Below are 25275 nucleotides of genomic sequence, written 5' to 3'. Positions count from 1 at the left end.
GTGCCGTCGGCCGAGTTGTTGCCGGACACGTCCAGGCACTTGCCCGACTGCGGGTTACGCACCGTGCCGTCCGCCTGCGCGGACCAGTTCTGCGCGCCGGTGCCGTTGCACGTGTAGAGCTGGATCTTGGTGCCGTCGGCGCTGCCGCCACCGGAGACGTCCAGGCACTTGCCGAGCGCCTTCACCGGCCCGTTCGGCGTCACCGTCCACGACTGCGCCGACGAGCCGTTGCAGGTGTAGAGCTGGATCTGGGTGCCGTCGGCCGACGACCCGCTCCGCACGTCCAGGCACTTGCCGGCCAGGCCCTTGATCGGGCCCGCGCCGCCGGTGCCGGTCGAGCGGACCAGCGTGAAGTCGTCGACGTCGAACAGCCCGGAGCCGCTGCCGGTGAACGTCAGGTGCACGGTCTGCGTACCGGACGGCACGCCGGTGAGCGCGGTGCTCACGTCGGCGAACGTGGTCCAGCTGCCGGTGTTCGGCACCGCCACCTGACCGAGCACCGGCCCGGTCGGCGAGCCGGTCCGCACCTGGAGCGTGCCACCCGGGCCGCCGGAGACCACCCGGGCGCGCAGCGACGTCACACCGGTCAGGTCCAGCCCCGGGTACGCGGCCCAGTCGCCCGGGTCCACGTACCCCAGGGTCTGGCCGCCGTTGGCGCCGGCCTTGGGGTACGCGCTGACGCCGCTCGCCGAACCGAACGCCTCGGCCTGGACCGTGGTGTTGCCGGTCGGCGGCGGCGTGCCGCCGAGTTCCTTGATCCGGATGTTGCGGAACGACACGTCGTCGCCGGTGCCGTGGTTCTGGATGCCGACGTGCCCGGCGAGCGACCGCACCGGGTCGGTGTTCGTGAAGTCGTTTATGCGTACGCCGTTGAGGAACACCTGGAGCCGCTCGGACTCGACCAGGATCTCGTAGGTGTTCCACTCCCCCGCCGGGTTCAGCGCCGCGTCCCGGGCCGCCAGGTCGGCCGACTTGAAGCCGTAGATCGCGCCGGTGGTCCGGTCGGCGGCGTCGGTGGGGTCGATCTGGATCTCGTAGCCGTTGTCCACCGCCGAGTTCGGGTCGCTCGACGGCGGGAAGCCGACGAACACGCCCGAGTTGTCGTCACCGGCCAGCCGCCAGTCCAGCTTCAGCGAGTAGTCGGTGAACTGCTTCGCGCTGTACCAGTACAGGCCCATGCCGCCGACCGAGGTGAGCGTGGCGTCGGCGTTTGTGAAGCTGCCCGGCCCGGCCTGCGACCAGCCGGTGGTGCCGCCGTTGTAGAGCGCGGTGTAGCCGGTCTCCGGCCGGCAGTCGGCCTTCGTGCGCCCGGCGGCGTAGCGGATGCCGCCGAGCAGGTGCGCCCGGAACGCCGTGTCGGCGTACGACGCCTGGGTGTGGCCGCCGCCGGTGTAGAAGGACCGGCCGCCGCTGTACGTCTTGCACCAGGCGTGCGGGTGGTCGCCGCCCATCGAGCCACCGGAGTACGAGGACTCGTCGAGGCTGGCCAGCACGTGTGCGGTGGAGCGGGCGTTGGTGCGGTAGTCGTACCACTCGTCGGTGCGGTTCCACCGCTGCGGCAGGTGCGCGGTGGCGGCGTGCGCCCGGTCCTCCACCTTCACGGTGGCCGGCTGGATGGCCGGGTGGGACGCGAACCAGGCGCCGACGAGGTTGCCGTAGAACGGCCAGTCGTACTCGGTGTCGGCGGCGGAGTGCACGCCGACGTACCCGCCGCCGGCGCCGATGTACGCCTCGAACGCCGACTGCTGGCTGGCGTTGAGGACGTCCCCGGTGGTGTTGAGGAAGATCACCGCCTCGAAGCGGGCCAGGTTGGCGGTGGTGAACTGGGCGGCGTCCTCGGTCGCGGTCACGGTGAAGTTGTTCGCCGCGCCCAGCTCGCGTACGGCCTGCGTGCCGACCGCGATGGAGTCGTGCCGGAAACCGGCGGTCTTGGAGAAGACGAGCACGTCGTAGGGGGCGTCGGCGGCGGCCGCCGGGCTCGCGGGGACGGTGCAGGCGATGGTGGCGAGGACGGCGGTCACCGCCGCCAGTGCGGTACGCACGAGTTTCATCTGGTTCTCCTTCATCCTCACGGCAGGGTCCAGCGCTGGTTCGCCGCGCCCGTGCAGGTCCACAGGTGCACCGCAGTGCCGTCGGCCGAGTTGTTGCCGGACACGTCCAGGCACTTGCCCGACTGCGGGTTACGCAGCGTCCCGTCGGCCTGCGCGGACCAGTTCTGCGCGCCGGTGCCGTTGCACGTGTAGAGCTGGATCTTCGTGCCGTCCGCGCCGGCGCCACCCGACACGTCCAGGCACTTGCCGAGCGCCTTCACCGTGGCGTTCGGCGTCACGGTCCACGACTGCGCCGTCGTGCCGTTGCAGGTGTAGAGCTGGATCTGGGTGCCGTCGGCGGTGGCGGCGTTGCGCACGTCCAGGCACTTGCCGGCCAGGCCCTTCACCGGGCCGGTGCGGACGGCCGACGTGGTGAGCGTGAACGCGTCCAAGTCGTAGAGCGCCCCGGTGCCACCGGCGAACGTCAGGTAGAGCGTGGTGGTGCCGGCCGGCGGACCGGCGATCGTGCCGGTCACTGTGGTGAACGTGTCCCAGGCGCCGGTGACCGGGACGGTGGCCGAGCCGAGCACGGTCCCGGTGGCCGAGCCGGCCCGCACCTGGAGCGTGCCGCCGGCCCCGGCCGACGAGACCCGGGCGGTGAACCCGGTGGCGTCGGCGAGCAGGTACGGCTGGAACGCGATCCAGTCCCCGTCGTGGATGTCGCCGACGGTCTTGCCGCCCTCGGCGGTGGCCTTGTCGAACGTGTTGATCCCGGACGAGGTCTTGAAGTGCTCGGCCTGCCGGTGCCGGGGCTGGAGCGTGTGCTGGGTGTGCGTGGTGAGGCCGCCCGAGTCGGTGTACTCGGCGTCGAAGACGGCGAAGATGTTCGCCGCGTCGTCGTGCTCACCGTCGACGGGTACGGCGATCGAGCCGGTGCAGCCGGTCGCCGAGGTGATCTGGTGGCCGTGCTGGTCGTGGCCGAGCACGTAGGTCATCTTGACCTTCGTGCAGTCGATGGTGGCGTCCTCCGGGTCGGTGACGGTGATCCGGAACGGCACGGTGTCGCCGAAGGAGAACAGCTTGCCGTTGCCGGGCGTCTCGATGACCACTGTCGGCGCGGTGTTGCCCACTGTGATCGTCACGCTGGCGGTGCCGGTGGCGCCCTGCGGGTCGCGCACCGTGAGCGTGGCGGTGTACCTGCCGTTGGCGGTGTAGGTGTGCGAGGGGTTCGCGGCGGTGGAGGTGCCGCCGTCGCCGAACGTCCAGGCGTACGTCAGCGCGCCGCCCTCCGGGTCGGACGAGCCGGCCGAGGAGAAGGTCACGGCGAGCGGCGCGGCGCCGGAGGTCCGGTCGGCGGCGGCGCGGGCCACCGGGGCGCGGTTGGCGCCGCCCAGATAGTCGAAGCGGTACAGCGCCGAGTTGGCGTCGCCGTTGAAGTAGCCGGTGCCGTAGTCGAGCACGTAGTACGCGCCGTCCGGGCCGAACGCCGAGTCCATCACCTGCTTGCCGGTCCACGGGAACGTGTCGATGGTGCCGGGTGAGCCGTCCGCGCCGACGTGGATCGGCTTGATCCAGCCCCGGCCGAACTCGGTGGCGAAGAACTGCCCGTCGAACGACTGCGGGAACTTCGTGGTGGACGGGTTCGCCGCGTCGTACCGGTAGACCGGGCCGCCCATCGGCGACTCGGAGCCGCCGCCGAACTCCGGCGGGCTGCCCGCGTCACCGGCGTAGCGGATCCAGGACGGCTTCGCCGCCGGCAGCGTGGCCAGGCCGGTGTTGCGGAACGAGTTGTTCGTCGGGCCGCCGGTGCAGTTGTACTTCGGGCCGGCGGTGCCGGTGGCGAAGTCCCACTCGGCGTACGTCTCGGCCGCCGTGTTGGTGCCGGTGCAGTACGGCCAGCCGTAGTTGCCGGGCCCTGTCACCCGGTTGAACTCGACCTGCCCGGACGGGCCGCGGGCCGTGGTGGTGCCGGCGTCCGGCCCGTAGTCGCCCACGTAGACGACGCCGGTGGCCTTGTCGACGCTGATCCGGAACGGGTTGCGGAAGCCCATCGCGTAGATCTCCGGGCGGGTCCGCGCGGTGCCGGGCGCGAAGAGGTTGCCGGCCGGGATCGAGTACGTGCCGTTGGCGTTCACCTTGATCCGCAGGATCTTGCCCCGCAGGTCGTTGGTGTTGCCGGCGCTGCGCTGCGCGTCGTATCCGGGGTTGCGGTTGGTGCGCTCGTCGATCGGCGCGTATCCGGCCGAGTCGAACGGGTTGGTGTCGTCGCCGGTGGACAGGTAGAGGTTGCCCGCGGCGTCGAAGTCGATGTCGCCGCCGACGTGGCAGCACAGCCCCCTGTCGGCCGGTACGTCGAGCACGTCGACCTTGCTGGCCTGGTTGAGCGTGAAGTCGGCGTTGAGCGTGAACCGGGACAGCCGGTTGACGCCCTGCCAGGCGGAGAAGTCGGTGCCGGTGGCGGGCGCGTCGCCGGCCGGGGTGGACAGCGGCGGGGCGTAGTAGAGGTAGATGTGCCGGTTGGAGGCGAAGCCGGGGTCGACGCCGACGCCCTGGAGCCCTTCCTCGTCGTGGGTGTAGACCGGCAGCGTGCCGATGACTGTGGTGGCGCCGGCCGCGTCGGTGCGGCGCAGCGTGCCGTTGCGGGCGGTGTGCAGGACCGACCGGTCGGGCAGCACCGCGAGCGACATCGGTTCGCCGGTCTCGGCGACACCGCGGGCGAGTTCGACCTGCTGGAAGTCGCTCGCCGAGATCGGGTGGGCGGACGCCGGGACGGACGCCGCGGCCACTGTGACGGTGCCGGCGGTGGCTGCGAGCAGCAGCGCTGCGGCAGCGGCGAACGGTCGTCGGGCACGGGGGTGGTGGTGGCTGGACATGCTGTGCTGTCCCTTCCTGACGCGCGCAGCCAGGACCGGGCGCGCGTCGCGCCGGATGCCGAGCAGGGGATGCTGCGCCGGCCCGCCGGGAGGTCGGCGGGCCGCGACCTCCGGTCAGGACCGGAGGTCACCTCGCCGAGGCGGGCGGTGCGGGGCGATCTGGTGCGGGCGATCACCTCGGCGAAACAGCGTTGTGCTGTGCACGACATTAAGACCTTTCGATCAGCCTGTCCATAGCTTCTGATCGATCGGCTTTGACTTTCGCCGCTCAGCGACAAAAGTGGGTGTCACTCGTGGCGGTCGACCGCCCGCTCCGCGAGCCCGGCCAGCACCCGTCGCGCCGGTTCCGCCAGTGGCAGCGCCTCCAGCGCGACAAGCGCCGCGTCGGCACGAGTGCGGATCATCCGCTCCACCGCCTCCCGGGCGCCGGACTCCTCGACGATGCCCCGCACCTCGGCCGCGCCGCCTGATCGAGGCCGGGATCGCCGACCAGCTCCCCCAGCCGGGCCGCACCGGCCGGGGAGGCGGACGCCCGGGCCAGCGCCAGCAGCACCGTCGGCTTGCCCTCCCGCAGGTCGTCCAGGTTGGACTTGCCGGTCACCGCCGGGTCGCCGAACACGCCGAGCAGGTCGTCGCGCAGCTGGAACGCGTCCCCGAGCGGGTCGCCGAAGCCCGCCAGCGCGGCCACCTCCTCCGGTGGGGCACCGGCGAGCGCGGCGCCGATCTGCACCGGGCGGGTCACCGTGTAGCGAGCCGTCTTCAGCCGTACCACTGTGAGCGCGCTCGCCATCGAGCCGTCCCCGGCCGCCCCGACCACGTCCAGGTACTCCCCCGCGATCACCTCCGAGCGCATCCGGGCCAGCAGCACGTGCCCCCGGCGCAGCCGCTCGGGCGGCAGCCCGCATCCGTGGAACATCTGCGCCGACCAGGTGGCGCAGAGGTCGCCGCAGAGCAGCGCCGCCTGCCGCCCGAACGCCGCCGGGTCGCCCGGCCGGCCGGACCGGGCGTGCAGGTCGGTGAAGAACCGGTGCAGCGTCGGCGCGCCCCGGCGGCGGTCGCTGCGGTCCACGATGTCGTCGTGGATCAGCGCGAACGCGTGGAACAGCTCCAGCGACGCAGCGGCGGTCACGATCGGCCCGGCGTCCGGGCCGCCGAACCCCCGCCAGCCCCAGTAGCAGAACAGCGGCCGCATCCGCTTACCGCCGGCCAGGACGAACCAGCGCACAGCGGTGTGGACGGCCCCCGTACCGTCGTCCGGCCGATCCGGCTCTCTCGCGTCCAGGAACGCGGCTAGCGCGGCGTCGAAGCGGCCCCGCAGCAGGGCCGGATCGGTCGGTGCGACGGTTACGGTCATGGTGCCTCCCTTGCCAGTCCGGCGAGTTCGAGCAGCAACGCCTTCACATCGGTGGCCTCCACCCGGGGCCGGATCGCGGCCCGGTCGGAGCAGATCAGCATCGGGCCGTCCGCCGGGTCGGCGGGCAGGCGCCCGTGTGAACCACGCACCGCCCGTGCGCCCGCGTCCAGCCCCACCACTGTCATCAGGTAGCGCAGCCCGAGCTTCTTGCGGGCCAGCGCCACCGCCGCCCGGCGCTTCGCCGCGCCCGGCGCGGCCGGGTCGAAGAACAGTTCCGCCGGGTCGTAGCCGGGCTTGCGGTGGATCTCCACCAGCCGGGCGAAGTCGGGCGCCCGCGCGTCGTCGAGCCAGTAGTAGTACGTGAACCAGGCGTCCGGCTCGGCCACCAGCACCAGCTCACCCGAGCGTTGATGATCGAGCCCGTGCCCGGCCTGCCCGGCGGCATCGAGCACCTCGGCCACGCCCGGTAGCGACGCGCAGAGCTTCGCCACCGCCGGTACCTCCGCCGGATCCCTGACGTAGACGTGCGCCACCTGGTGGTCGGCCACCGCGAACGCCCGTGAGGTCCACGGGTCGAGGTATTCCATCCCGGCCTGGGTGTAGACCCGCAACAGCCCTTCGGCGCGCAGCATCCGGTTCACGTCCACCGGTCGGGACACGTCGGTGATGCCGTACTCGGACAACGCCACCACTGTGGCTACCTGCTCGCGCGCGGCGTCGAGCAGCGGACCGAGCACCCCGTCCAGCTCCGCCGCCGCGGCGGCTGCCTGCGGGTCGGACGGGCCGAAGCGTTGCAGGTCGTAGTCCAGGTGCGGCAGGTAGACCAGCGTCAGGTCGGGGGCGTGGTCGGTGAGGATGCGCTGGGCGGCCCGGCTGATCCACGCCGAGGACGGCAGCCCGGCACCCGGACCCCAGTAGCTGAACAGCGGGAAGGTGCCGAGCGCGTCGGTGAGCGTGTCCCGCAGCTCGGGCGGGTCGGTCCAGCAGTCCGGCTCCTTGCGGCCGTCGGCGTGGTAGACCGGGCGCGGCGTGACCGTCCAGTCCACGTCCGCGCCCATCGCGTACCACCAGCAGACGTTGGCGACCCGGTAGCCCGGCTCGACGCGGCGGGCCGCCTGCCACACCTTCTCGCCGCCGACGAGAGCATTGTGCTGCCGCCAGAGCAGCACCTCGCCCAGGTCGCGGAAGTACCAGCCGTTGCCCACCACGCCGTGCCCGGCGGGCAGCTCGCCGGTGAGGAACGTGGACTGCGCCGAGCAGGTCACCGCCGGCAGCACGGTGCCCAGCTCGGCGGCGAACCCGGTCTCGGCCACCGCGCGCAGCCGGGGCATGTGCGCCAGCAGCCGCGGCGTCAGCCCGACCACGTCGAGCACCACCAGCCGCCGGCTCACGAGGGCACGCCTTCCGCCGCCCGCGGACCCGGAGCGCCCTGCGCGCCGCCGTCGGCCAGGCCGAGCGCGGTCAGTTCGTCGCGGGCGAACGCCAGCTCGGCGGCGATGCCGGCGGCCAGCTCCGCGTCGCCGCGCGGCCGCCGCGCCTCCGGCAGCACCCCCCAGGTGTACGTCTCGACGTCGAGGTGGTCGCAGCCGGCGACCGGACCGGCGTACAACGCGGCCAGCGCCTCGCGCAGCACCGGGACCGTGGAGCGCAGCGGCGGCTCGGGCGGGGCGTGCAGCGGCACGTGGTAGTGCACCCGCCACGCCCCTGGTAGCCGCGCGTCGAGTGCGGCGTCGAGGTCGTCGGCCGCGTACGCCGGATCGGCCGGATCGGTGGCGACGGCGCAACCGGCAGCCCGCGTCTGGTGCAGGAACCGCGGCTCGACGAACCGGCGCAGCGCCGCGCTCGCGGCGGCCGGGTCGGGCGCCTCGATCGCTGCGGACACCTGGACCTTCACCACGGGGAGACCGGCGGCACGCAGCCCGGCCAGGGCATCCGCTGGCTGCTCCCAGGCACACGCCAGGTGCGCGAGATCCAGGCAGATCCCGAGCCGGTCGGTATCCATGTCTGAGAATACCTCGCGTGCTTGTCCCGTCGACTCCACCAGACAGCCCGGTTCCGGTTCGAAGCCGACCCGGATCACCCGGCCGGTCTCCCGCTGCACGGCGGCCAGGCCCTCGGCCAGCGCGTCCAGGCGACGCCGGGCGGTGGCGGCCCGCCCGGCGTCCCACGGGCTGCGCCAGGCGATCGGCAGCGTCGAGATCGAGCCCCGGACGGCGTCGTCGGGCAGCAGGTCGGCGAGCACCCGGGCCAGGTCCAGCGTGTACGCCGACCGTTGCGGCGTGGTCCAGTCCGGGTGGTACACCGCGCCCTTGACCACAGGGGCCTGGAACGCGGCGTACGGGAAGCCGTTGAGCGTGACCACCTCCAGCCCGCGTACGGTCAGCTCGTGGCGCAGCCGGCGGCGGGCCGGCGGGTCGGCGGCGAGCGCGGCGGCCACCGGCGCGGCCAGCCAGAGGCCGAGCCCGAGCCGGTCGGCGCCGAGTGCCCGGCGGACCGCGACCGCGTACGTGTCGAGCTGGGCGACGATGCCCGGCAGGTCCTCGGCCGGGTGCACGTTCGTGCAGTAACCGAGGTGGACTGTCGTGCCGTCGGCGTGGCGCAGCCGCATCACTGCCCCCCGCGCGCGATCGAGTTGCCGGCGAAGGTGGGGTCGCTCGCCTCCAGGTCGGTCAGGTCGAGCCGGCCGGACTGGCCGTAGAACTCGACCGGGTTGCGCCACAGCACCCGGTCCACGTCGTCGGCGTCGAACCCGGCCAGCAGCATCGCCTCCCCGGTGGCCCGGGTCAGCAGCGGATCCGACCGGCCCCAGTCGGCCGCCGAGTTCACCAGCATCCGCTCGGTGCCGTACCGCTTCAGCAGCTCCACCATCCGCGGCGGCGACATCTTCGTCTCCGGGTAGATCGAGAAGCCCAGCCAGCAGCCGGTGTCGCGGACCAGCTCCACTGTCACCTCGTTGAGGTGGTCGACGAGCACCCGTCCGGGCGCGATGCCCGACTCGGCGACCACCGCGAGCGTCCGCTCGACGCCGCGCGCCTTGTCCCGGTGCGGCGTGTGCACCAGCGCGGGCAGGTCGTGCGCGACGGCCAGGGCGAGCTGCCCGGCAAGCGCGGCGTCCTCGGCCGGCGTCATCGCGTCGTAGCCGATCTCGCCGACCGCCACCACGCCGTCCTTGTCCAGGTAGCGGGGCAGCAGGTCGAGCACCGGGCGGCAGCGCGGGTCGTTCGCCTCCTTCGGGTTCAACGCCACAGTGGCGTGGTGCCGGATGCCGAACTGGCCGGCCCGGAACGGCTCCCACCCGATCAGCGAGTCGAAGTAGTCCACGAAGCTCTCCACGCTGGTACGCGGCTGGCCCAGCCAGAACGCCGGCTCGACCACCGCGCGGACACCCGCGGCGGCCATCCGCTCGTAGTCGTCTGTGGTGCGGGACGTCATGTGGATGTGCGGGTCGAAGATGCGCATGTCACGCCTCCGTGGTGGGGATGGTCAGCCGGCGCAGCAGGTCGGCAGCGTCGGCGGGCATGTCGCGGCCGGCGGCGTGCCGCTCGGCGGCGAACGCGGCGAGCATCCGGGCCAGCTCGCCGTCGGCCCGCTCCAGCAGGCCGTCGACCACCGCCAGCGGCACGCCGGTGAACACGCACTTGAGCACCGCCTGCCGCCAGGTCGACTGCTCCAGGTGCCGGGCGTACGGGCCGAGCGCGGCGGCGACCAGCCGGGTGTCGTTGGTGCGGATCGCGTCGTGCAGCAGCGGCACGCACTCCGCGCCGATCGGCAGCAGCGGCAACGCGCGCAGCACCGCGCGTTTCTCGGCGGCGTCGCCCTGCCGGTACAGCGTCTCCGCGGCGGCGGCGTGGCCGTGCGGCAACGCGGTCAGCAGCAGCGCCCGGGCCGCCTCGTCCGCCGTCCAGCCCGGCAGGTCGGGCAGCGGCAGGCGACCGCACCGCCGGGCGGCGGCGGCGAAGAACCGCCCGATCGCCGTGGGTTCGGTGGCGACGCGGCGCAGCGCCGCGTCCAGCCACTGCGGATCGGGTACGCCCCGAAGCGCGGCGCGCAGTCGGTCGGGTGTCATGCCGTCTCCCCTCTGCCGGGTGGAAGGTGGTGGGTCACCGCCCCTCGCCGCGCGAGGCGGCGGCGCGCAGGAAGTCCAGTGAGCGGGCGGCGACGGCCGGGGCGGCGTGCGAGTGGCGGGGCAGTTCCACGGCCACCAGCCCGCGGTATCCGGCGTCGGCCAGGGCGCGCAGCACCGGCGGGAAGTCGATCTCGCCGGTGCCGAACTCCAGGTGCTCGTGCACACCCCGGCGCATGTCGTCGATCTGCACGTTGACCAGATGGTCGGCGACCGCCGACACGCACCGCGGCACCGGCAGCGGCTCCAGGCAGCGGCAGTGTCCGACGTCGAGCGTGATGCCGAAGCCTGGTGGCGCGCCGAGCGCCTCGCGCAGCCGCCACCACCCGGCGATGTCCTCGACGAACATGCCCGGCTCGGGTTCGAAGCCCAGCGGCACGCCCGCCTCCGCCGCCTCGGCGCACACGGTCGCGCAGCCCGCCACCAGGCGGTCGGCGGCGACGGCAGGTGGTACGCCGGGCGGGCGTACGCCGGCCCAGAAGGAGACCGCCTCCGCGCCCAGGTCGGCGCCGATCCGGACGGCCCGGCGCAGGAACTCGATCCGCCGGGCCGGGTCGTCGTGCAGCAGCGTCGGCGCGTGCTTGTGCCACGGGTCGAGCAGGTACCGGGCGCCGGTCTCGACCACCACCGCGAGCCCGAGCGCGTCCAGCCGGCGGCGTACGGCGGCGACCCGGCGGGCCAGGCCGGGGGCGAACGGGTCCAGGTGGTCGTGGTCGAGGGTGAGCGCGACACCCTGGTACCCGAGGTCGGCCAGCACCGCCAGTGCGTCGCCGAGCCGGTGGTTGGCGAAGCCGTTGGTGCCGTACCCGAAGCGCAGCGCGCCGGGCCCGGACAACGGTTCGGTGGCCACGTCGGGGAGAGCTGTCATGTCGGTGAGATCAGTCGGGCCAGGCGGCGGCCGAGCGGGGCGGCGCCGGCCACGGCGAGGCCGAGCAGCCGGGCCCCGGCGCGGGCGGTCAGCGCGCCCTGCAACGCGGGCAGCCCGGTGATCCCGGTGCCGACGGCGGCCCGCACCCGGGCCGGTGACGGGTCGGCGAGCACCCGGGCCTGCGCCCGGCCGTACCGGGTGGCGTACCCGGCGGCGAGCACCGCCGGCACGAGGTCACCGAACCGGGCGGCGAGGCTGGAGCCGCGGCGGCCGGTGACGGGCGACGTCGGCCGGGCCGGGACGGCTGCCGCGATCAGCGCGGTGCCGGCGAGCGTGAGGCCCGGCAGACGCCGGTCCGCGCCGGTCACCTCGCGGCGGGACAGCGCGGTCACGGTCCAGGTGTGCGCGGCGACGGTGAACGCCGCCGGAAGCGCCCGGACCACCCGGCCGCCGGACGCGCCGAGCAGCACGTCCAGCCCGCGGCAGGCGGCCATCACCGCCGGGCCGGCGGGGGTGTTCTTCGCGCGCAGGTCGTACCCCCAAATGGTGGCCGCGAGTGGGAGCGCGACTGCTGCCGCGCGGCGGCCCCCGGCGGCGGTGGCGACCGCGAGCCCGGCGGCGGTCAGGCCGGACGCGACGCCGAGCGCGACGGCCGGGAGCACCCGGCCGGACGGGATCGGGCGTTCCGGCCGCTCGACCGCGTCCAGCCGCCGGTCCGCCCAGTCGTTCGCGGCCATCCCGGCCCAGTAGAGCAGCACCGACGCGCCGGCCAGCGCCGGTGTGCGCGGGCCGAGCGCACCGGCGGCCGCCGCGCCGGAGAGCACATCCCCGGGTACGGAGAGCGCGGCGGGCGCCCGCACCAGCTCGGCCAGGTCGGCCAGGCGGGTCACGGCGTCACCCGGGCGTGCAGACTGGCGACGAAGTCCCGCAGCACCGTCCACTGGTCGCCGAGCGCGTGGCCGGTCGCGCCGAGCGGGTCCTTGAAGAAGAACGCCAGCTCGGTCAGCGGGCCGTGGTGGCCGGCGGCGTGGGCGGCGGCGGTGAGCCGGGCCAGGTCCAGCACGAGCGGCGCGGCCAGCGCCGAGTCGCAGCCGTGCCAGGTGAACTCCATCCGCATGCCGGTGCCGAGGAAACCGGCGAACGTGACCAGGTCCCAGGCGGTCTTGAAGTCGCCGAGTTCCTCGACGTACTCGATCCGGGTGTGGCCCTGCGGCAGGTAGCCGAGCGTCTCGGCGAGCACCCGCTGTTTGCTGCCCACCTTCGCGGCGTTGGCGGCCGGGTCGGCGAGCGTGGCGCCGTCGCCGCCGCCGAGCAGGTTCGTGCCGGACCAGGAGCCGCACGGCCAGGTGCCGCATCGCGAACATCGGCGCGAGCACCGACTTGAGCAGCGTCTCGCCGGTCTTGCCGTCGTGCCCGGCGTACGGCAGTCCGCGTTCGGCGGCGAGCGCGGCCAGGGCCGGCAGGCGGGCACCGGTGGACGGGGTGAAGTCCACGTACGGGCAGCCGGCGGTGAACGCCGCGTACGCGTATCCCGAGCTGGGCGGCAGCACGTCGGCCGGGCCGGTCAGCGCGTCGCGCAGCGCGGCCGGGTCGCTGTGGGCCGGATGCGGTACGGGCGCCGGTTCGGTGGCGGCGACGTTGACCACCACCACCCGATCCAGCCCGTGCCGGGTCCGGAAGTCGGTCAGGTCGCGCGCCACTGCGGCGATCCGTTCGCCCTGGTCGCCGTCGGTGGGCGTGGGCCGCAGCGCCGCATCGACGGCGGCCAGGTCGGGTGCCACGGCGTCGGCCAGCCGGGCGGGCAGCACCCCTGCGGCGGCGAGCGCCTCGGCGCGTTTGTTCAGCGGGGTGGCGACCACGTCGTGGCCGCCGAAGACGAGATCGGCGAAGCCCGGCAGGGCGGGCCCGCGCAGGTCGGGCAGCTCGGTCACGCAGCCGGTCGGCGCGGTGAGCCCGGCCCGCAGGGCCAGTCCCCCGACCACGGCGGTGGTGGCGACCGAGCCGCGCGCACCCACCAGCCACACACCCGTACGCATTCGCGCTACCTCCCCAGGTAAGGCCGGTCCGCCGGTGCGGCCGGGGAATCCCGGTCCGGCCGCACCGGAGGGCCGTGCTGGTCGTGCCGGCGGACACCGGCGGCACGCTCCCCGGAGCCGGCCTCGTCCCCGCCGCGGGGCGCAACCGCGGCGGGCCCTCGCCGGCCGGCGCCGGTGAGTGTCGGGCGGGCCCCGCAGGGCCGCCCGGGTCAGGCGGAAGCTTCGGCCAGAGCGGGCTCCACCTCCGTCCAGGCGGCCCGCTCGGCCGAGCGGGTCACCGCGTCGAGCACGAGCTGGACCTGCAACGCGTCGGCGAACGACGGGGCCGGGTCGGCGCCGGTGGCGACCGCCTCGACGAAGTCGCGTGCCTGGTGGGTGAAGGAGTGCTCGTAGCCGATGATGTGGCCGGGCGGCCACCACGCACCCAGGTACGGGTGGTCCGGCTCGGTCACCAGGATCCGGCTGAAGCCCTGCTCGGCAGTGGGCCGGGTGGCGTCCAGGAACTCCAGTTCGTTGAGGCGTTCCAGGTCGAACACGACGCTGCCGCGCGAGCCGTTGATCTCGACCCGCAGGGCGTTCTTGCGGCCGGTGGCGAACCGGGTCGCCTCGTACGTGGCGAGTGCTCCCCCGTCGAGCCGGGCCACGAACACCGCCGCGTCGTCCACTGTCACCTGCCCCATGGCGCTGCCGTTGCCGTCGGCCTGCGCGGCCAGGCCGCTCGACCCGGCCACGAGCGGCCGCTGACGCACGAACGTCTCGGTGAGCGCGCTGACCCCGCTGACGAGCTGACCCGTGACGTACTGGGTCAGGTCGATGATGTGCGCGCCGATGTCACCGAGCGCGCCGGAGCCCGCCCTGTCCTTCTGCAACCGCCACACCAGCGGGAACTGCGGGTCGACGATCCAGTCCTGGAGGTAGGTCGCCCGGACGTGCCGGATCTCGCCGATCCGCCCGTCGGCCACCAGCTGCCGCATCAGGGCGACAGCGGGCACCCGCCGGTAGTTGAAGCCGCACATCGCGCGTACCCCGGACTCGCGTGCCCGGGCCGCGGCCCCGGTCATCTCGCGGGCCTCGGCGACGCTGTTGGCGAGCGGCTTCTCGCACAGCACGTGCTTGCCCGCGGCGAGCGCGGCGAGTGCGATCTCGCGGTGGCTGTCCCCCGGTGTGCAGATGTCGACCACGTCGATCTCGTCGGACTCGACGAGCCGCCGCCAGTCGGTGGTGTAGCCGTCCCAGCCGAGCCGGTCGGCGGCCTCGGCCACCTTCGGCTCGTCGCGGCCGCAGACGAGCGCCATCCGCACCCGCGCCGGCAGGTCGAACACCCGGTTCACGGTGCGCCACGCCTGGGAGTGCGCGGCGCCCATGAACGCGTAGCCGACCATGCCGACCCGCAGGATGCTGTCGTGACTGGACAAGGTGGGTCTCCCCCCGTGTGTCAGAACCCGAGCTTCAGGTAGTCGCTCGCGTTCTCCTTGGTGATCGTCTCGGAGGCGAGCACGATCTCCTTCGGTACCTGGAGTTCGACCAGGTCGGACATGCCCTTGCCCTGGCCGATCAGGCGGGCCAGGGAGATGGCCGAGGAAGCCATCGACGGGCTGTAGGTGACTGTGGCCTTGAGAACGGTGTTGTCGGCGGCGATGTCCTCCATGGCCTTCTTGGAGCCGGCGCCGCCGACCATGATGAATTCCTTGCGGTTGGCCTGGTTGACCGCCGCGAGCACGCCGATGCCCTGGTCGTCGTCGTGGTTCCAGACCGCGTCGATCTTCGGCAGCGCCTGGAACAGGCCGGTGGCGGCCTGCTGACCGGAGTCCACGGTGAACTCCGCAGGCCGCCGGTTGGCGACCTTGAACCCGTACGAGGCGAGCGTGTCGGCGAACCCCTTCGACCGTTCCTGGGTCAGCTCCAGCGACTCGATGCCGGGGATCTCGCCGATCACCGGGTTGCTGACGCCCTTGGCCTTGAACTGCTCGGCGATGTAGGTGGCGGCGGCCACCCCCATGCCGTAGTTGTCGCCCTTGATCTGCAGCCGGTAGGCCCGCGCGTCCGGGAAGGCCCGGTCCAGGTTGACCACCGGGATGCCGGCCTTCATCGCCTCCAGGCCGAACGCGTTGAGTTCCTTGCCGTCGTGCGGCAGCAGCACGATCACGTCGGGCTTCTGCGAGATCAGCGTGGACAGCGCCGCCCGCTGGGCCGCCGCGTCCGCGCCGGCCTCGACCGACTTCAGCTCCACGTCCTGGTACGCCCCGGCCTGCGCCTTGGCGTTGTTGGTGATGGCGGCGATCCAGCCGTGGTCGGCGGCGGGGGCGGAGAAGCCGATGCTCACCTTCTTGCCCGTCTCGGTGTTGGCGCCGGAACCGGCCGCCTTGGTCTGCGCCTCGGTCGGGTTCTGCTCGTTGCTGGTGCAGCCGGCGAGCAGCACCCCGGCGGAGACGGCGGCCCCGCCGAAGAGCAGCCGGCGGCGGGACAGGTCATGGCGCGGTGTTCTCATGACGCCTCCTGGGATGAGGTGGTGGGGTGGTTTCGGGTGTGGCGGACCGGACCACCGTCGGTACGACGGCGGCCGGGATGTGCGCGTGGGGTCAGGTGGTGGTGGCCCGGTTGCGGGCGAAGAACTGGGTGAGGCTGCCGAACTGCACCTGCTGGACCAGGACGGCGGCGACGATGATGCCGCCCTTGACCATGTTCTGGGCCTCGGCGGAGAGGTTGTTGATGGCGAACAGGTTGGTGATCGTGGAGAAGATGATCACTCCGAGCAGGGAGCCGATGATCGTTCCCCGCCCGCCGCTGAGCAGCGTGCCGCCGATGATCGCGGCGGCGATCGCGTCCAGCTCGTAGAGGTTGGCCATCGCCGCCTGCGCGGAGGTGGCCTGCGCGGTCAGCATGACCGCGGCGATGCCGCAGCACAGGCCGGACAGCGCGTAGAGCATCACGGTGTGCCGGCGGACGTTGATGCCGGCCAGCCGGGCCGCCTCCGGATTGCCGCCGACCGCCACCGTACGGCGGCCGAACGTGGTCCGGTTCAACAGCACCCACCCGGCCGCCACCACCGCCACCAGGATGTAGACCAGCAGCGGGATGCCGAGCACGTTCGTGCTGGCGATGCCGTTGATGAACGTGTTGCCCGACACCTGGGTCTGCTTGTCGGAGATCTCCGCCGCCAGCCCTCGCGCTGCGACGAGCATGGCGAGCGTGGCGATGAACGGCACCAGCCGCCCGTACGACACGAGCAGCCCGTTCACCACGCCGACGGCGAGCCCAACGGTGAGCGCGGTGAAGATCATGCCGCCCGCGCCGTAGCTCTGCGTCGCGACTGTGGTGCACCAGACCCCGGCGAGCGCGACGATCGCGCCGACCGACAGGTCGATGCCGCCGCCGATGATCACGAAGGTCATGCCGACGGTGACCACGCCCACCACCGAGGCGAGCTTTCCGATGGTGAGCGTGTTGCCCCACACCCAGTTCGGGTCGCCGTAGAGGTCGGGGCGGGTCAGGATGCCGATGACCACCAGCACGACCAGCGTGGCGAGCAGGCCGAGGTTGCGCTTGGCGCCCTCCCCGCCGTCGCCGCGCCACCAGGAGAGCCGCGCCGGCGCGCCGACCTTCGCGGTCTCCGCCCGCTCCACCGGCGGCGACTGCGCGGGCAGCGAGGTGTCAGTGGCTTCGCTCATGCCGGTGCGCCTTCCATGAGGGACCCCGCCATGACGAGGTCGAGCACGGTGTTCTCGTCCAGTTCGCCGGCCGGGGCCTCGCGGACCACCCGGCCCTCCCGCATCACCAGCACCCGGTCGGCCAGGCCCAGCACCTCGGGCACCTCGCTGGAGACCAGCAGCACCCCGACGCCGCGGGCGGCCAGATCGCGGATCACCTGGTACAGCTCGGCGCGAGCGCCCACGTCCACGCCCCGGGTCGGCTCGTCGAGCAGCAACAGCCGGGTGTCACCGAGCAGCCACCGCCCGACCACCACCTTCTGCTGGTTGCCGCCGGACAGCGTGCGCACCGGCCGGCGTACGTCCCGGGGCCGCAGCTCCAGCGACGCGGCGATCCGGTCCGCCTCGGCGCGTTCCCGCCCGGTGTCGGTGAAGCCGAGGCGGGCGTACCGGCTGAACGTGGCGAGCGTGACGTTGCGGTAGATCGGTTCGCCGAGCAGCAGCGCCTGGCTCTTGCGTTCCTCCGGTGCCATGCCCATCCCGGCCCGTACCGCCGCGCCCACGCTCCCGGGGCGCAGCGCGCGGCCGTTCACCCGGACCGTCCCGGCGTGCGCCCGGCGCGCGCCGAAGATGGTCTCCAGCAGCTCCGACCGGCCCGAGCCGACCAGCCCGGCGATGCCGACGATCTCTCCCGCCCGGACCCCGAGCGAGACGTCGGCGAACTCGCCGGGCCGGGTCAGCCCGTCCACCCGCAACAGCTCCGCGCCGCCCCCGTGGTCGGCCGGGCGCTGCGGGAAGACGTACTCGATGGTCCGCCCGGTCATCCGGGCGACCAGGTCGCGGGTCGGTGTCTCGCGGGCCGGCAGGCTCGCCGCCGTGGTCCGGCCGTCCTTGAGTACGGTGACCCGGTCGCCGATCTCGCGGATCTCCTCCAGCCGGTGCGAGATGTAGATGACCGCGATGCCCTGCGCGGTGAGTTCCCGGATGATCCGGAACAGGTTCGCCACCTCGTCGTGGGCAAGCACCGCGCTCGGCTCGTCCATGATGATCAGCCGAGCCTCGTGGGACAGCGCCCGGGCCATGCTGACGATCTGCTTGCCCGCGGCGGGCAGGTGCCGCACCAGCCGTCCCGGCGGGATCTCCGGGTGGCCGAGCCGGGCCAGGATCTGCCGGGTACGCCGGGCCATGTGCCCCCGCCGGACGAAACCGAACCGGCGCGGCTCGTGGCCGAGGAACGCGTTCTCCGCCACCGACAGGTCGTCGACCAGGTCGAGTTCCTGGTAGATGGTGGCGATGCCGGCGCGCATGGCGGCCTGCGGGTTGGCGAACGAGGCCGGCTCGCCGCGCCAGCGCACCTCGCCGGAGTCCGGTCGGTGCACCCCGGCCAGCACCTTGATGAGGGTGGACTTGCCGGCGCCGTTCTGCCCCAGCAGGCAGTGCACCTCACCGGCCCGCACCTCCAGTTGCACGCCGTCGAGCGCGCGTACCCCCGGGAACGTCTTGACGACGTCGGTGAGGCGCAGGACCACCTCGCCCGCGACGGCGTCGGCGGGCGCCTCGACGAGCGGCCGGGCCTCGGGCTGTCCGATCTCGCTCATGCTGCTTCTCCGAACGCGAGGTCACTCGCCAGCACCGCGGCGCCGGCGACGCCGGCGCGCGGGCCCAGCTCGGACAGGACGACGGGCAGGTTGCCGGTGGCGAGCGGCAGCGAGCGGCGGTAGACGACGCTGCGGATCTCGGCGAGCAGGATGTGGCCGAGCTGGGCGAGCCCGCCGCCGATGACGATCATCGACGGGTTGGTGAAGCTGACCAGCCCGGCCAGTACGCTGCCGACCCGCCGTCCGCCGTCGCGGATGAGCTGGATGCAGGTGACGTCCCCCTCGATCGCCCCCTGCGCCACGTCCAGCGCGGTCACCACGCCCCGGGCGGCCAGCCGCTCGGCCAGCGCCGGCGACACCTCGGTGCGGGCCGCCACAGTCGCCTCCCGGGCCAGCGCGGCGCCGCTGAACACCGCCTCCAGGCAGCCGAGGTTCCCGCAGCTGCACATCGGACCGTTCGGGTCGACCTGGATGTGGCCGATGTCCCCGGCGCAGCCGTCGGTGCCCCGGTAGACCTCGCCGTGCAGGTAGATGCCGCAGCCGATGCCGGTACCGATCTTGATGAACAGGAAGTCGTCGACGGAGTGGGCCACGCCGCCGTGCCGCTCGCCGATCGCCATGATGTTGACGTCGTTGTCGACCACCGCCGGGCAGCCGTGCTCGCGGGTGAGCAGTTCGCGGACCGGGAACCGGTCCCAGCCGGGCATGATCGGCGGGGAGACCGGGACGCCGTCACGGAAGCTGACCGGCCCCGGTACGCCGATGCCCACCGCGTCGAGCCGCTCGTACGCGCCGTCCACCTTGGCCTTGTGCAGCAGCTCGTTCACCCGCTGGAGCGTCACCTTCGGGCCGGAGCGGATGTCGGCGGCCTCGGTGTAGGCCGCCACCGTCTCCAGCCTGCCGTTCACCACCTCCACGTCGATCGAGCTGGCGCCCAGGTCGACGGCGGCGAAGCGCAGGTGCGGGCTCAGCTCGACGAGCGTGGAACGGCGCCCGCCCCGGGAGGCGGCCAGCCCGGCCTCGGCCACGTATCCGAGGGAGACCAGGCGTTCCAGCTCGGCGAGCAGGCGCGGACGGGGCATCTGGAGCCGGTCGCCGAGTTCGGCGCGGGACACCGCGCCCTCGTCCCGGAGCAGTCGCAGAAGCCGTACGTGCAGGGGGTCGACCGTCCGCACCGGCAGTCACCTCCGCATCGGCGTTGTGTGTCGTGTCCGACACAGTAGGAGCCTTCCGGGCCGCATGTCCATAGCTTCGGCACGCCTGATGCAAACTTTTGTCCATACGAACAAAAGCGAGTTCCGGATCATGAAAACGCGCCGCCCCGCCCGTGTGACTTCCGGGCAGGGCGACGCGATCTCGGGTCGGGTGCGTTCTCGGGTCAGTGGGAGGGCGCGTGGCCCTTCTTGCGCAGCTTGCGATCGTCGCGCAGCTCCACGTAGGGCTCCTCGTCGGCCGGGTGCCCCGCCGCGATGGCGCGGCTGCGCTCCAGCTCGGCGTCGAACTCCGCGCCCAGCAGGATCGCGACGTTGCTCAGCCACAGCCACACCAGGAAGATGATCACACCGGCCACCGCGCCGTACGTCTTGTTGTACGACCCGAAGTTGCTCACGTAGAGCGCGAACAGGCCGGACACGACCAGCCAGAGCACCACCGCGAGCACGCCGCCGGGGCTGACCCAGCGGAAGCCGCCGTGCCGGGCGTTCGGCGAGGCCCAGTAGAGGATCGCGAACATCAGGCTCACCAGCACCAGCAGCACCGGCCACTTGGCGATGTTCCACACCGTCACGGCGGTCTCGCCCAGGCCGATCGCGTTGCCGGCCTGCTCGGCCAGCCCGCCGGTGAACACCACGATCACGGCGCTGATCAGCAGCATCACGCCGATCACCGCGGTCACACCGAGGCGTACCGGCAGCGTCTTCCAGATCGGCCGCCCCTCCGGCACGTCGTAGATGCTGTTCGAGGCGCGCATGAACGCGGCGACGTAGCCCGACGCCGACCAGAACGCCGCCACCAGACCGATGATCGCCGCGATGCTCGCCAGCCCGCCGGACTGGCCGGCCTGGTCGATCGCGCTCTCGATGATGCGGCGGATGTTCTCCTCCGGCACCGCCTGCCCGACGGTGTCCCGTACCCCCTCGGCGGCCCGGTCGCCGAGCAGGCCCAGCACCGAGATCAGCACCAGTACGCCCGGGAAGATGGAGAGGACGCCGTAGTAGGTGAGCGCGGCGGCCCAGTCGGTCAGGCTGTCGTCCTGGAACTCCCGGACGGTCCGCTTGAGGGTCGCCATCCAGCCCGTCGCCGACAGGTCGGTCGGGCTGTCCGGCCCGTCGTCCGGCCCCACCGGTCCGGCGTGCTTCCGCCCGTCGGGCCGGTCGTGCCCGGCGCGGGCGTCGTCGCGCACGGCGGGGGCGTCCTCGCGCCCGTCGCGGGTGTCCTCGTGGACGTCGTGGGCGTCGTCGCGGGCGGCCATGGCACCTCCTCGTCGTCATGTCGTCCCGCACGACATGCCCTGACGAGGGCAGCGATAACCACCGCACCCGCAAACCGGTCACTCGACCGCCGGCGACCGGTCCCCGCCCCTTCCCTGCCCCTTCCCTGCCGGCCCGGTCCCCGGCCGAGCCCTGCCCTCGACTTCCGCCCGCGCCCCCACCCGCGCCCCACTGCTCGCACCCTGCCGCCGCCTTCACCCCTCTCGCCGCCGTTTGCTCTGCAGCCATGCGCGCGGCGGACACGCTCCGTAACCATGTGCGCCGATGGGTGCAGAGCAAAGGAGGCGGGGGCGGCGCTCCCACCGGCCCCCCGCCACTCCCCGCCCGAAATCCGGGCGGGCGGCCGCTCCCCCGCGACCACCAATCGCCACCATCTCGACGACCGTCACGACGAGTGGAACGTCATGGGTGTCAAACGGGACCGGAAGCACCCATGACGTTCCACTCACCGAGGTCGACCACCGGCGTGCGCGAAAGCGAGAGCGGCGGCGTACGGACGGCGACGGCCGGGGCGCTGAAGTGACGCGTGATCCGTCCTCCGATGCCACCACCTCGGGGAAGTGGAGATGCTCCTGGAAACGCGAGCCGGCGAACACGCTCTCCGGCCATTTCCCCACCGGGTGAGCGCGGCGGGCACGAGCGCGCACGTCCCGGCGCGACGGGTGCCGCCCGCGCGAGCCGACACGGGAGACGCACCCACCTGAGTGGACACGTTGCGTGACGACAAGCATCACGGGCACGCCCGCTTTTCATCGTTGTAAGAGATATCGGGAGAGAGCCGCGAGAGACCGCCTCCCATCATTGCGAGACAGTTTCAAGAAATATGCGACGCGAGTGAGCGAACCTCCATTCCGTCACTCATTGCAATCACGATCGGCAATGTTCCCAACATGCGCGCTATTCGCGTATCGTGCCCCCTCGTGCCGTCCGTTCGCCCCTCCGACGCGACTCCCCCCAAACCCCGGCCGCCGTCCGGCGGACGACCGGGGTCCGACGTGGACGCCGAGGTGGTGTCGCTGCCGCCGGACGACGGAAGCGTCGCCGGGCCCGAGTGGGCCGACGACGGGCCGGGCGAGACGCACCACCACAGCCGAGCAGCGCACCACACCGCAGGCGAGCACACCGCGGACGAGCACCACACCCGGGACGAGAACGAAGCCCGCGACAAGGGCGAGAGCCCGGACCAGACCCGGGACGCCCGTGAGCTGGCGGCCCGGTTCGAGGAGGAGAAACCGGGACGGGTGCTCGCCGGCCCGGTCGGGGTCCTCTTCACCGGCGTCACCGTCGCGGTCGGACTGCTGACGCTCTGGCAGGTGTTCTTCCCGCTGGCCCAGGGCAGCAAGTACTACCTCATCTTCTTCCTGGCCGGCGTCCTGCCGGTGGTGTTCCTCGCGTACCCCTCGGGGGTGCGGCTGCGACGCGCCGAGGCCGACGCGGACGACCGGCGCGGGCCCACGCCCGTGGACTGGCTGCTGGCCCTCGCGGCGCTCGTCGTCTGCCTCTACCCGGTGCTGCCGGTCACCATCGGTGCCGGTGGCGGCGGGTACGACGCCTTCCTCGACCGGCAGGGCCTGCTGGATCCGCTGGACGTGGCGTTCGGCACCGGGCTGCTGCTCCTGCTGCTGGAGGCGTGCCGGCGTACCACCGGATGGATCCTGCCCGCGGTGTGCGTGCTGTTCCTGGGGTACGGCTACTACGGCGGCCTGCTGCCGCAGTCCTGGCCGGTGGCGCACGCGGGGCTCGACTTCGGGCAGCTCGTCGACGCGTTCTACAACTCCGACAGCGGCTTCTACGGCACCCCGCTGGACGTGGCCGCCTCGTACATCGTGCTGTTCACGATCTACGGCGCGGTGCTCGACCTGTCCGGCGCGGGCCGGTTCTTCGTGGAGCTGTCCGCCGCCGCGTTCCGCCGCTCGCGGACGGCCGCCGGGCGTACCGCAGTCGCCTCGGGTTTCCTGCTCGGCACGGTCTCCGGCTCCGGCGCCGCCACCACAGTCAGCATCGGCGCGGTGACCTGGCCGATCCTGCGTCGCGCCGGCTACCCGGCCGAGCGGGCGGGCGGCATGCTCGCCGCGGCCGGCGTGGGGGCGATCCTGTCGCCGCCGACGCTGGGCGCCGCCGCGTTCATCATCGCCGAGTACCTGGGCGTGTCCTACCTCCAGGTGCTCGGCTGGGCCACGGTGCCGACGATCCTCTACTACCTGGGCATCCTGCTCTCCGTCGAGATCGACGCCCGGCGCTCCGGCGTGCGCCCGGTGGTCATCGACACCGGCTCGGCGTGGCGGCTGCTGGCCCGCTTCGGCTACCACTTCCTCTCGCTTCTCGTGATCATCGTGGTGCTGGCGCTCGGCGCGTCGGCGATGCGGGCGGTCGTCATCGCCACCGTGATCGCGGCGGCGCTGTCCTTCCTGGACCGCCGGCACCGGCTCACGCCCGCCCGGCTGGTGGCGGCGCTGCGCGACGGCGTACGCGGGGTGCTCGCGGTGAGCGCCGTCTGCGCCGCGGCCGGCATCATCACCGCCACCACCACGAAGACCGGTCTCGGGCCGCAGGCCGCCGCGCTGCTGATCGACGGCGCGCAGGCGGTCAGCTCGGAGCCGGCGGTGGTGCTGGCGCTGACCGCGGTGCTCGCCGCCGTCGCGCTCAGCCTGCTCGGCCTCGCCGTGCCGGTCACCGCGTCGTTCGTCATCGGCTGGGTGATCATCGGCCCGGCGCTGCTGAACCTGGGCGTCGAGGCGCCCGCAGCGGCCATGTTCGTCTTCTACTTCGCGGTGCTGTCCGAGGTCTCGCCGCCGACCGCGCTCGCAGCTGTCGCCGCCGCCGCGGTCACCGGCGGCCGGCTGGTGCCGACCATGTGGCAGACCCTGCGGTACGCGCTGCCGGCGTACCTGATCCCGCTGGCCTTCGTCATCACGCCGACCGGCCTCGGGCTGCTCGGCATCGGCGGGCCCGGGCGAATCGTGACGGCCGGCCTGGTGTCGGCGCTCGGCGTCGCGGTGCTGGCAGTCGCGGCCGGCGGCTGGCTACCCGGTGTGGGCCCGGCCGGCGTGCCGGAGCGGATCGTCGGCGCGATCGCCGGGCTGGTGCTGCTCTGGCTGGAACCGCTGCCCATGGCGATCGGCGCGGCACTCGCCGCGCTCGCGGTCGCGGGCGTGTACGTCCGACGTGGCGCCGCCGGGCACCCCGGCAGCCCGGCGGTCGAAGAATCCGTGGACCTTGGGGAGGAGAGAGAGTGGGACGGATCGACGCGAGGATAGTGGCGGGCGTCGGGGCACTTGTCCTGGTCGCCGCCGGTGCCGCCGGCTGCGGGGGCCGTCAGGACGGCGCGGCGAAGGACGACGCCGCCCGCGAGGTCAGCTGCAAGGTCACCAAGGACACCCGGGTCGGCATCGCCACCGGAAACGCCACCGGCGTCTACTACGTGGTCGGCAACGCGCTCGCCGGTGAGCTGAGCAAGACCACCGACGGCAAGCTCACCGGGACGGCCGCCGAGACCGGCGCCTCGGTGCAGAACGTCGAGCAGCTCGTCGCCGGCCAGTACGACGTGGCGTTCTCCCTGTTCGACACCGCCGTCAACGCGGTGCAGGGCAAGGGGAGCTTCACCGCGCCGCAGCCGGTGAAGGCGCTGGCCCGGATCTACGACAACTACACGCAGGTGGTGGTCCGCGCCGACGCGGGGATCACGTCGGTGGCCGACATGAAGGGCAAGAAGATCTCCACCGGGTCGCCGAAGTCCGGCACCGAGGTCATCGCCAACCGCCTGCTCACCGCCGCCGGGCTGGACCCGGCCAAGGACATCCAGGCGCAGCGGCTGGACCTCACCAAGACCGTCGACGGCATGAAGGACGGCAGCATCGACGGCTTCTTCTGGTCCGGCGGCGTACCGACCGGCGGGGTCACCGACCTGTTCACCACGTCCGGAGACAAGGTGAAGTTCGTCGACATCAGCCCGCTGCTGCCGAAGATGGCCGAGCTGAACCCGGCGTACCAGGCGGGCACCATCGGCAAGGACATCTACCGGACCCCGGCCGACGTGCCCACCATCGTGGTGCCGAACGTGCTGCTGGTGCGGGACGACCTGGACGCCGACGTGGCCTGCGCGATCACCCGGACGGTGTTCGACTCCAAGGACGCCCTGGCCCAGGCGAACCCGGCGGCGAAGGGCATCGAGCTGGGCAACGCCCGCAAGACCGACCCGGTGCCGCTGCACCGTGGCGCGGAGCGGGCGCTGAGCGACCTCGGCGCGAGCTGACCTGA

Annotated in this window: 16 protein-coding genes and 2 pseudogenes; 2 read left to right on the top strand and 16 right to left on the bottom strand. The window is 73.0% G+C overall.

Annotated features, from left to right (window positions below; genetic code table 11):
- The 16 genes and pseudogenes from OC439_RS22780 to OC439_RS22705 all read right to left on the bottom strand — a co-directional run.
- Window positions 1-2051 (bottom strand): ThuA domain-containing protein (locus OC439_RS22780; protein WP_262015201.1); only part of this gene is annotated, 2051 nt, incomplete at its 3' end.
- Between the two features lie 17 nt (window positions 2052-2068).
- Window positions 2069-4903, bottom strand: a complete 2835-nt coding sequence (locus OC439_RS22775) for an RICIN domain-containing protein (RefSeq protein ID WP_262015200.1) — start codon at window positions 4901-4903, stop codon at window positions 2069-2071.
- Window positions 4904-5190: 287 nt separating this feature from the next.
- Window positions 5191-6257 (bottom strand): annotated as a pseudogene (locus OC439_RS22770) (polyprenyl synthetase family protein).
- Window positions 6254-7648: an alkaline phosphatase family protein gene (locus OC439_RS22765; protein ID WP_262015198.1), complete on the bottom strand. Its 1395-nt coding sequence runs from the start codon at window positions 7646-7648 to the stop codon at window positions 6254-6256. Before OC439_RS22765 ends, OC439_RS22770 begins: the two are co-directional and overlap by 4 nt.
- Entirely contained in the window at window positions 7645-8865 is a 1221-nt protein-coding gene (gene eboE, locus OC439_RS22760) for a metabolite traffic protein EboE (protein WP_262015197.1), read from the bottom strand. The genes OC439_RS22765 and eboE overlap by 4 nt, the downstream gene beginning before the upstream one ends.
- Window positions 8865-9716 (bottom strand): TatD family hydrolase, encoded by an 852-nt coding sequence (locus tag OC439_RS22755; protein ID WP_262015196.1) that lies wholly within the window; start codon window positions 9714-9716, stop codon window positions 8865-8867. The genes eboE and OC439_RS22755 overlap by 1 nt, the downstream gene beginning before the upstream one ends.
- A gap of 1 nt (window position 9717) precedes the next feature.
- Complete coding sequence (locus OC439_RS22750) at window positions 9718-10323, bottom strand: EboA domain-containing protein (protein ID WP_262015195.1); 606 nt, start codon at window positions 10321-10323, stop codon at window positions 9718-9720.
- A gap of 34 nt (window positions 10324-10357) precedes the next feature.
- Entirely contained in the window at window positions 10358-11248 is an 891-nt protein-coding gene (locus OC439_RS22745; RefSeq protein ID WP_262015194.1) for a sugar phosphate isomerase/epimerase family protein, read from the bottom strand.
- A complete protein-coding gene (locus tag OC439_RS22740) occupies window positions 11245-12138 on the bottom strand; it encodes an SCO3242 family prenyltransferase (RefSeq protein ID WP_262015193.1) in 894 nt (297 codons plus the stop codon). Before OC439_RS22740 ends, OC439_RS22745 begins: the two co-directional genes overlap by 4 nt.
- Window positions 12135-13284: pseudogene (locus OC439_RS22735) on the bottom strand (inositol-3-phosphate synthase). The gene OC439_RS22740 and the pseudogene OC439_RS22735 overlap by 4 nt, the downstream one beginning before the upstream one ends.
- A 209-nt stretch (window positions 13285-13493) precedes the next feature.
- Window positions 13494-14666, bottom strand: a complete 1173-nt coding sequence (locus OC439_RS22730; protein ID WP_402813963.1) for a Gfo/Idh/MocA family protein — start codon at window positions 14664-14666, stop codon at window positions 13494-13496.
- A 53-nt stretch (window positions 14667-14719) separates the two neighbouring features.
- Window positions 14720-15772, bottom strand: a complete 1053-nt coding sequence (locus OC439_RS22725) for a substrate-binding domain-containing protein (RefSeq protein WP_262015191.1) — start codon at window positions 15770-15772, stop codon at window positions 14720-14722.
- A gap of 91 nt (window positions 15773-15863) precedes the next feature.
- Window positions 15864-16952: an ABC transporter permease gene (locus OC439_RS22720; RefSeq protein WP_262015190.1), complete on the bottom strand. Its 1089-nt coding sequence runs from the start codon at window positions 16950-16952 to the stop codon at window positions 15864-15866.
- The gene (locus OC439_RS22715) at window positions 16949-18529 is read right to left on the bottom strand and encodes a sugar ABC transporter ATP-binding protein (protein WP_262015189.1); all 1581 of its coding nucleotides are present in this window, start codon (window positions 18527-18529) and stop codon (window positions 16949-16951) included. Before OC439_RS22715 ends, OC439_RS22720 begins: the two co-directional genes overlap by 4 nt.
- Window positions 18526-19704 carry an ROK family protein gene (locus OC439_RS22710; RefSeq protein WP_128137267.1) on the bottom strand — a complete coding sequence of 393 codons (1179 nt, stop codon included), beginning with the start codon at window positions 19702-19704 and terminating at the stop codon, window positions 18526-18528. Before OC439_RS22710 ends, OC439_RS22715 begins: the two co-directional genes overlap by 4 nt.
- Before the next feature lie 203 nt (window positions 19705-19907).
- Entirely contained in the window at window positions 19908-20999 is a 1092-nt protein-coding gene (locus tag OC439_RS22705) for a YihY/virulence factor BrkB family protein (RefSeq protein ID WP_262015188.1), read from the bottom strand.
- Between the two features lie 1014 nt (window positions 21000-22013).
- On the opposite strand from OC439_RS22705, the gene OC439_RS22700 reads away from it, so the two are divergent.
- Both OC439_RS22700 and OC439_RS22695 read left to right on the top strand, forming a co-directional pair.
- The gene (locus tag OC439_RS22700) at window positions 22014-24275 is read left to right on the top strand and encodes a TRAP transporter permease (RefSeq protein ID WP_262015187.1); all 2262 of its coding nucleotides are present in this window, start codon (window positions 22014-22016) and stop codon (window positions 24273-24275) included.
- Complete coding sequence (locus tag OC439_RS22695; protein ID WP_262015186.1) at window positions 24251-25270, top strand: TAXI family TRAP transporter solute-binding subunit; 1020 nt, start codon at window positions 24251-24253, stop codon at window positions 25268-25270. The genes OC439_RS22700 and OC439_RS22695 overlap by 25 nt, the downstream gene beginning before the upstream one ends.
- The last annotated feature ends 5 nt before the right edge of the window (window positions 25271-25275 follow it).

This window comes from Micromonospora sp. Mcm103 (genome assembly GCF_024519755.1).
GTDB lineage: Bacteria > Actinomycetota > Actinomycetes > Mycobacteriales > Micromonosporaceae > Micromonospora > Micromonospora aurantiaca.
This window is presented reverse-complemented; position numbering and strand designations above follow the sequence as displayed.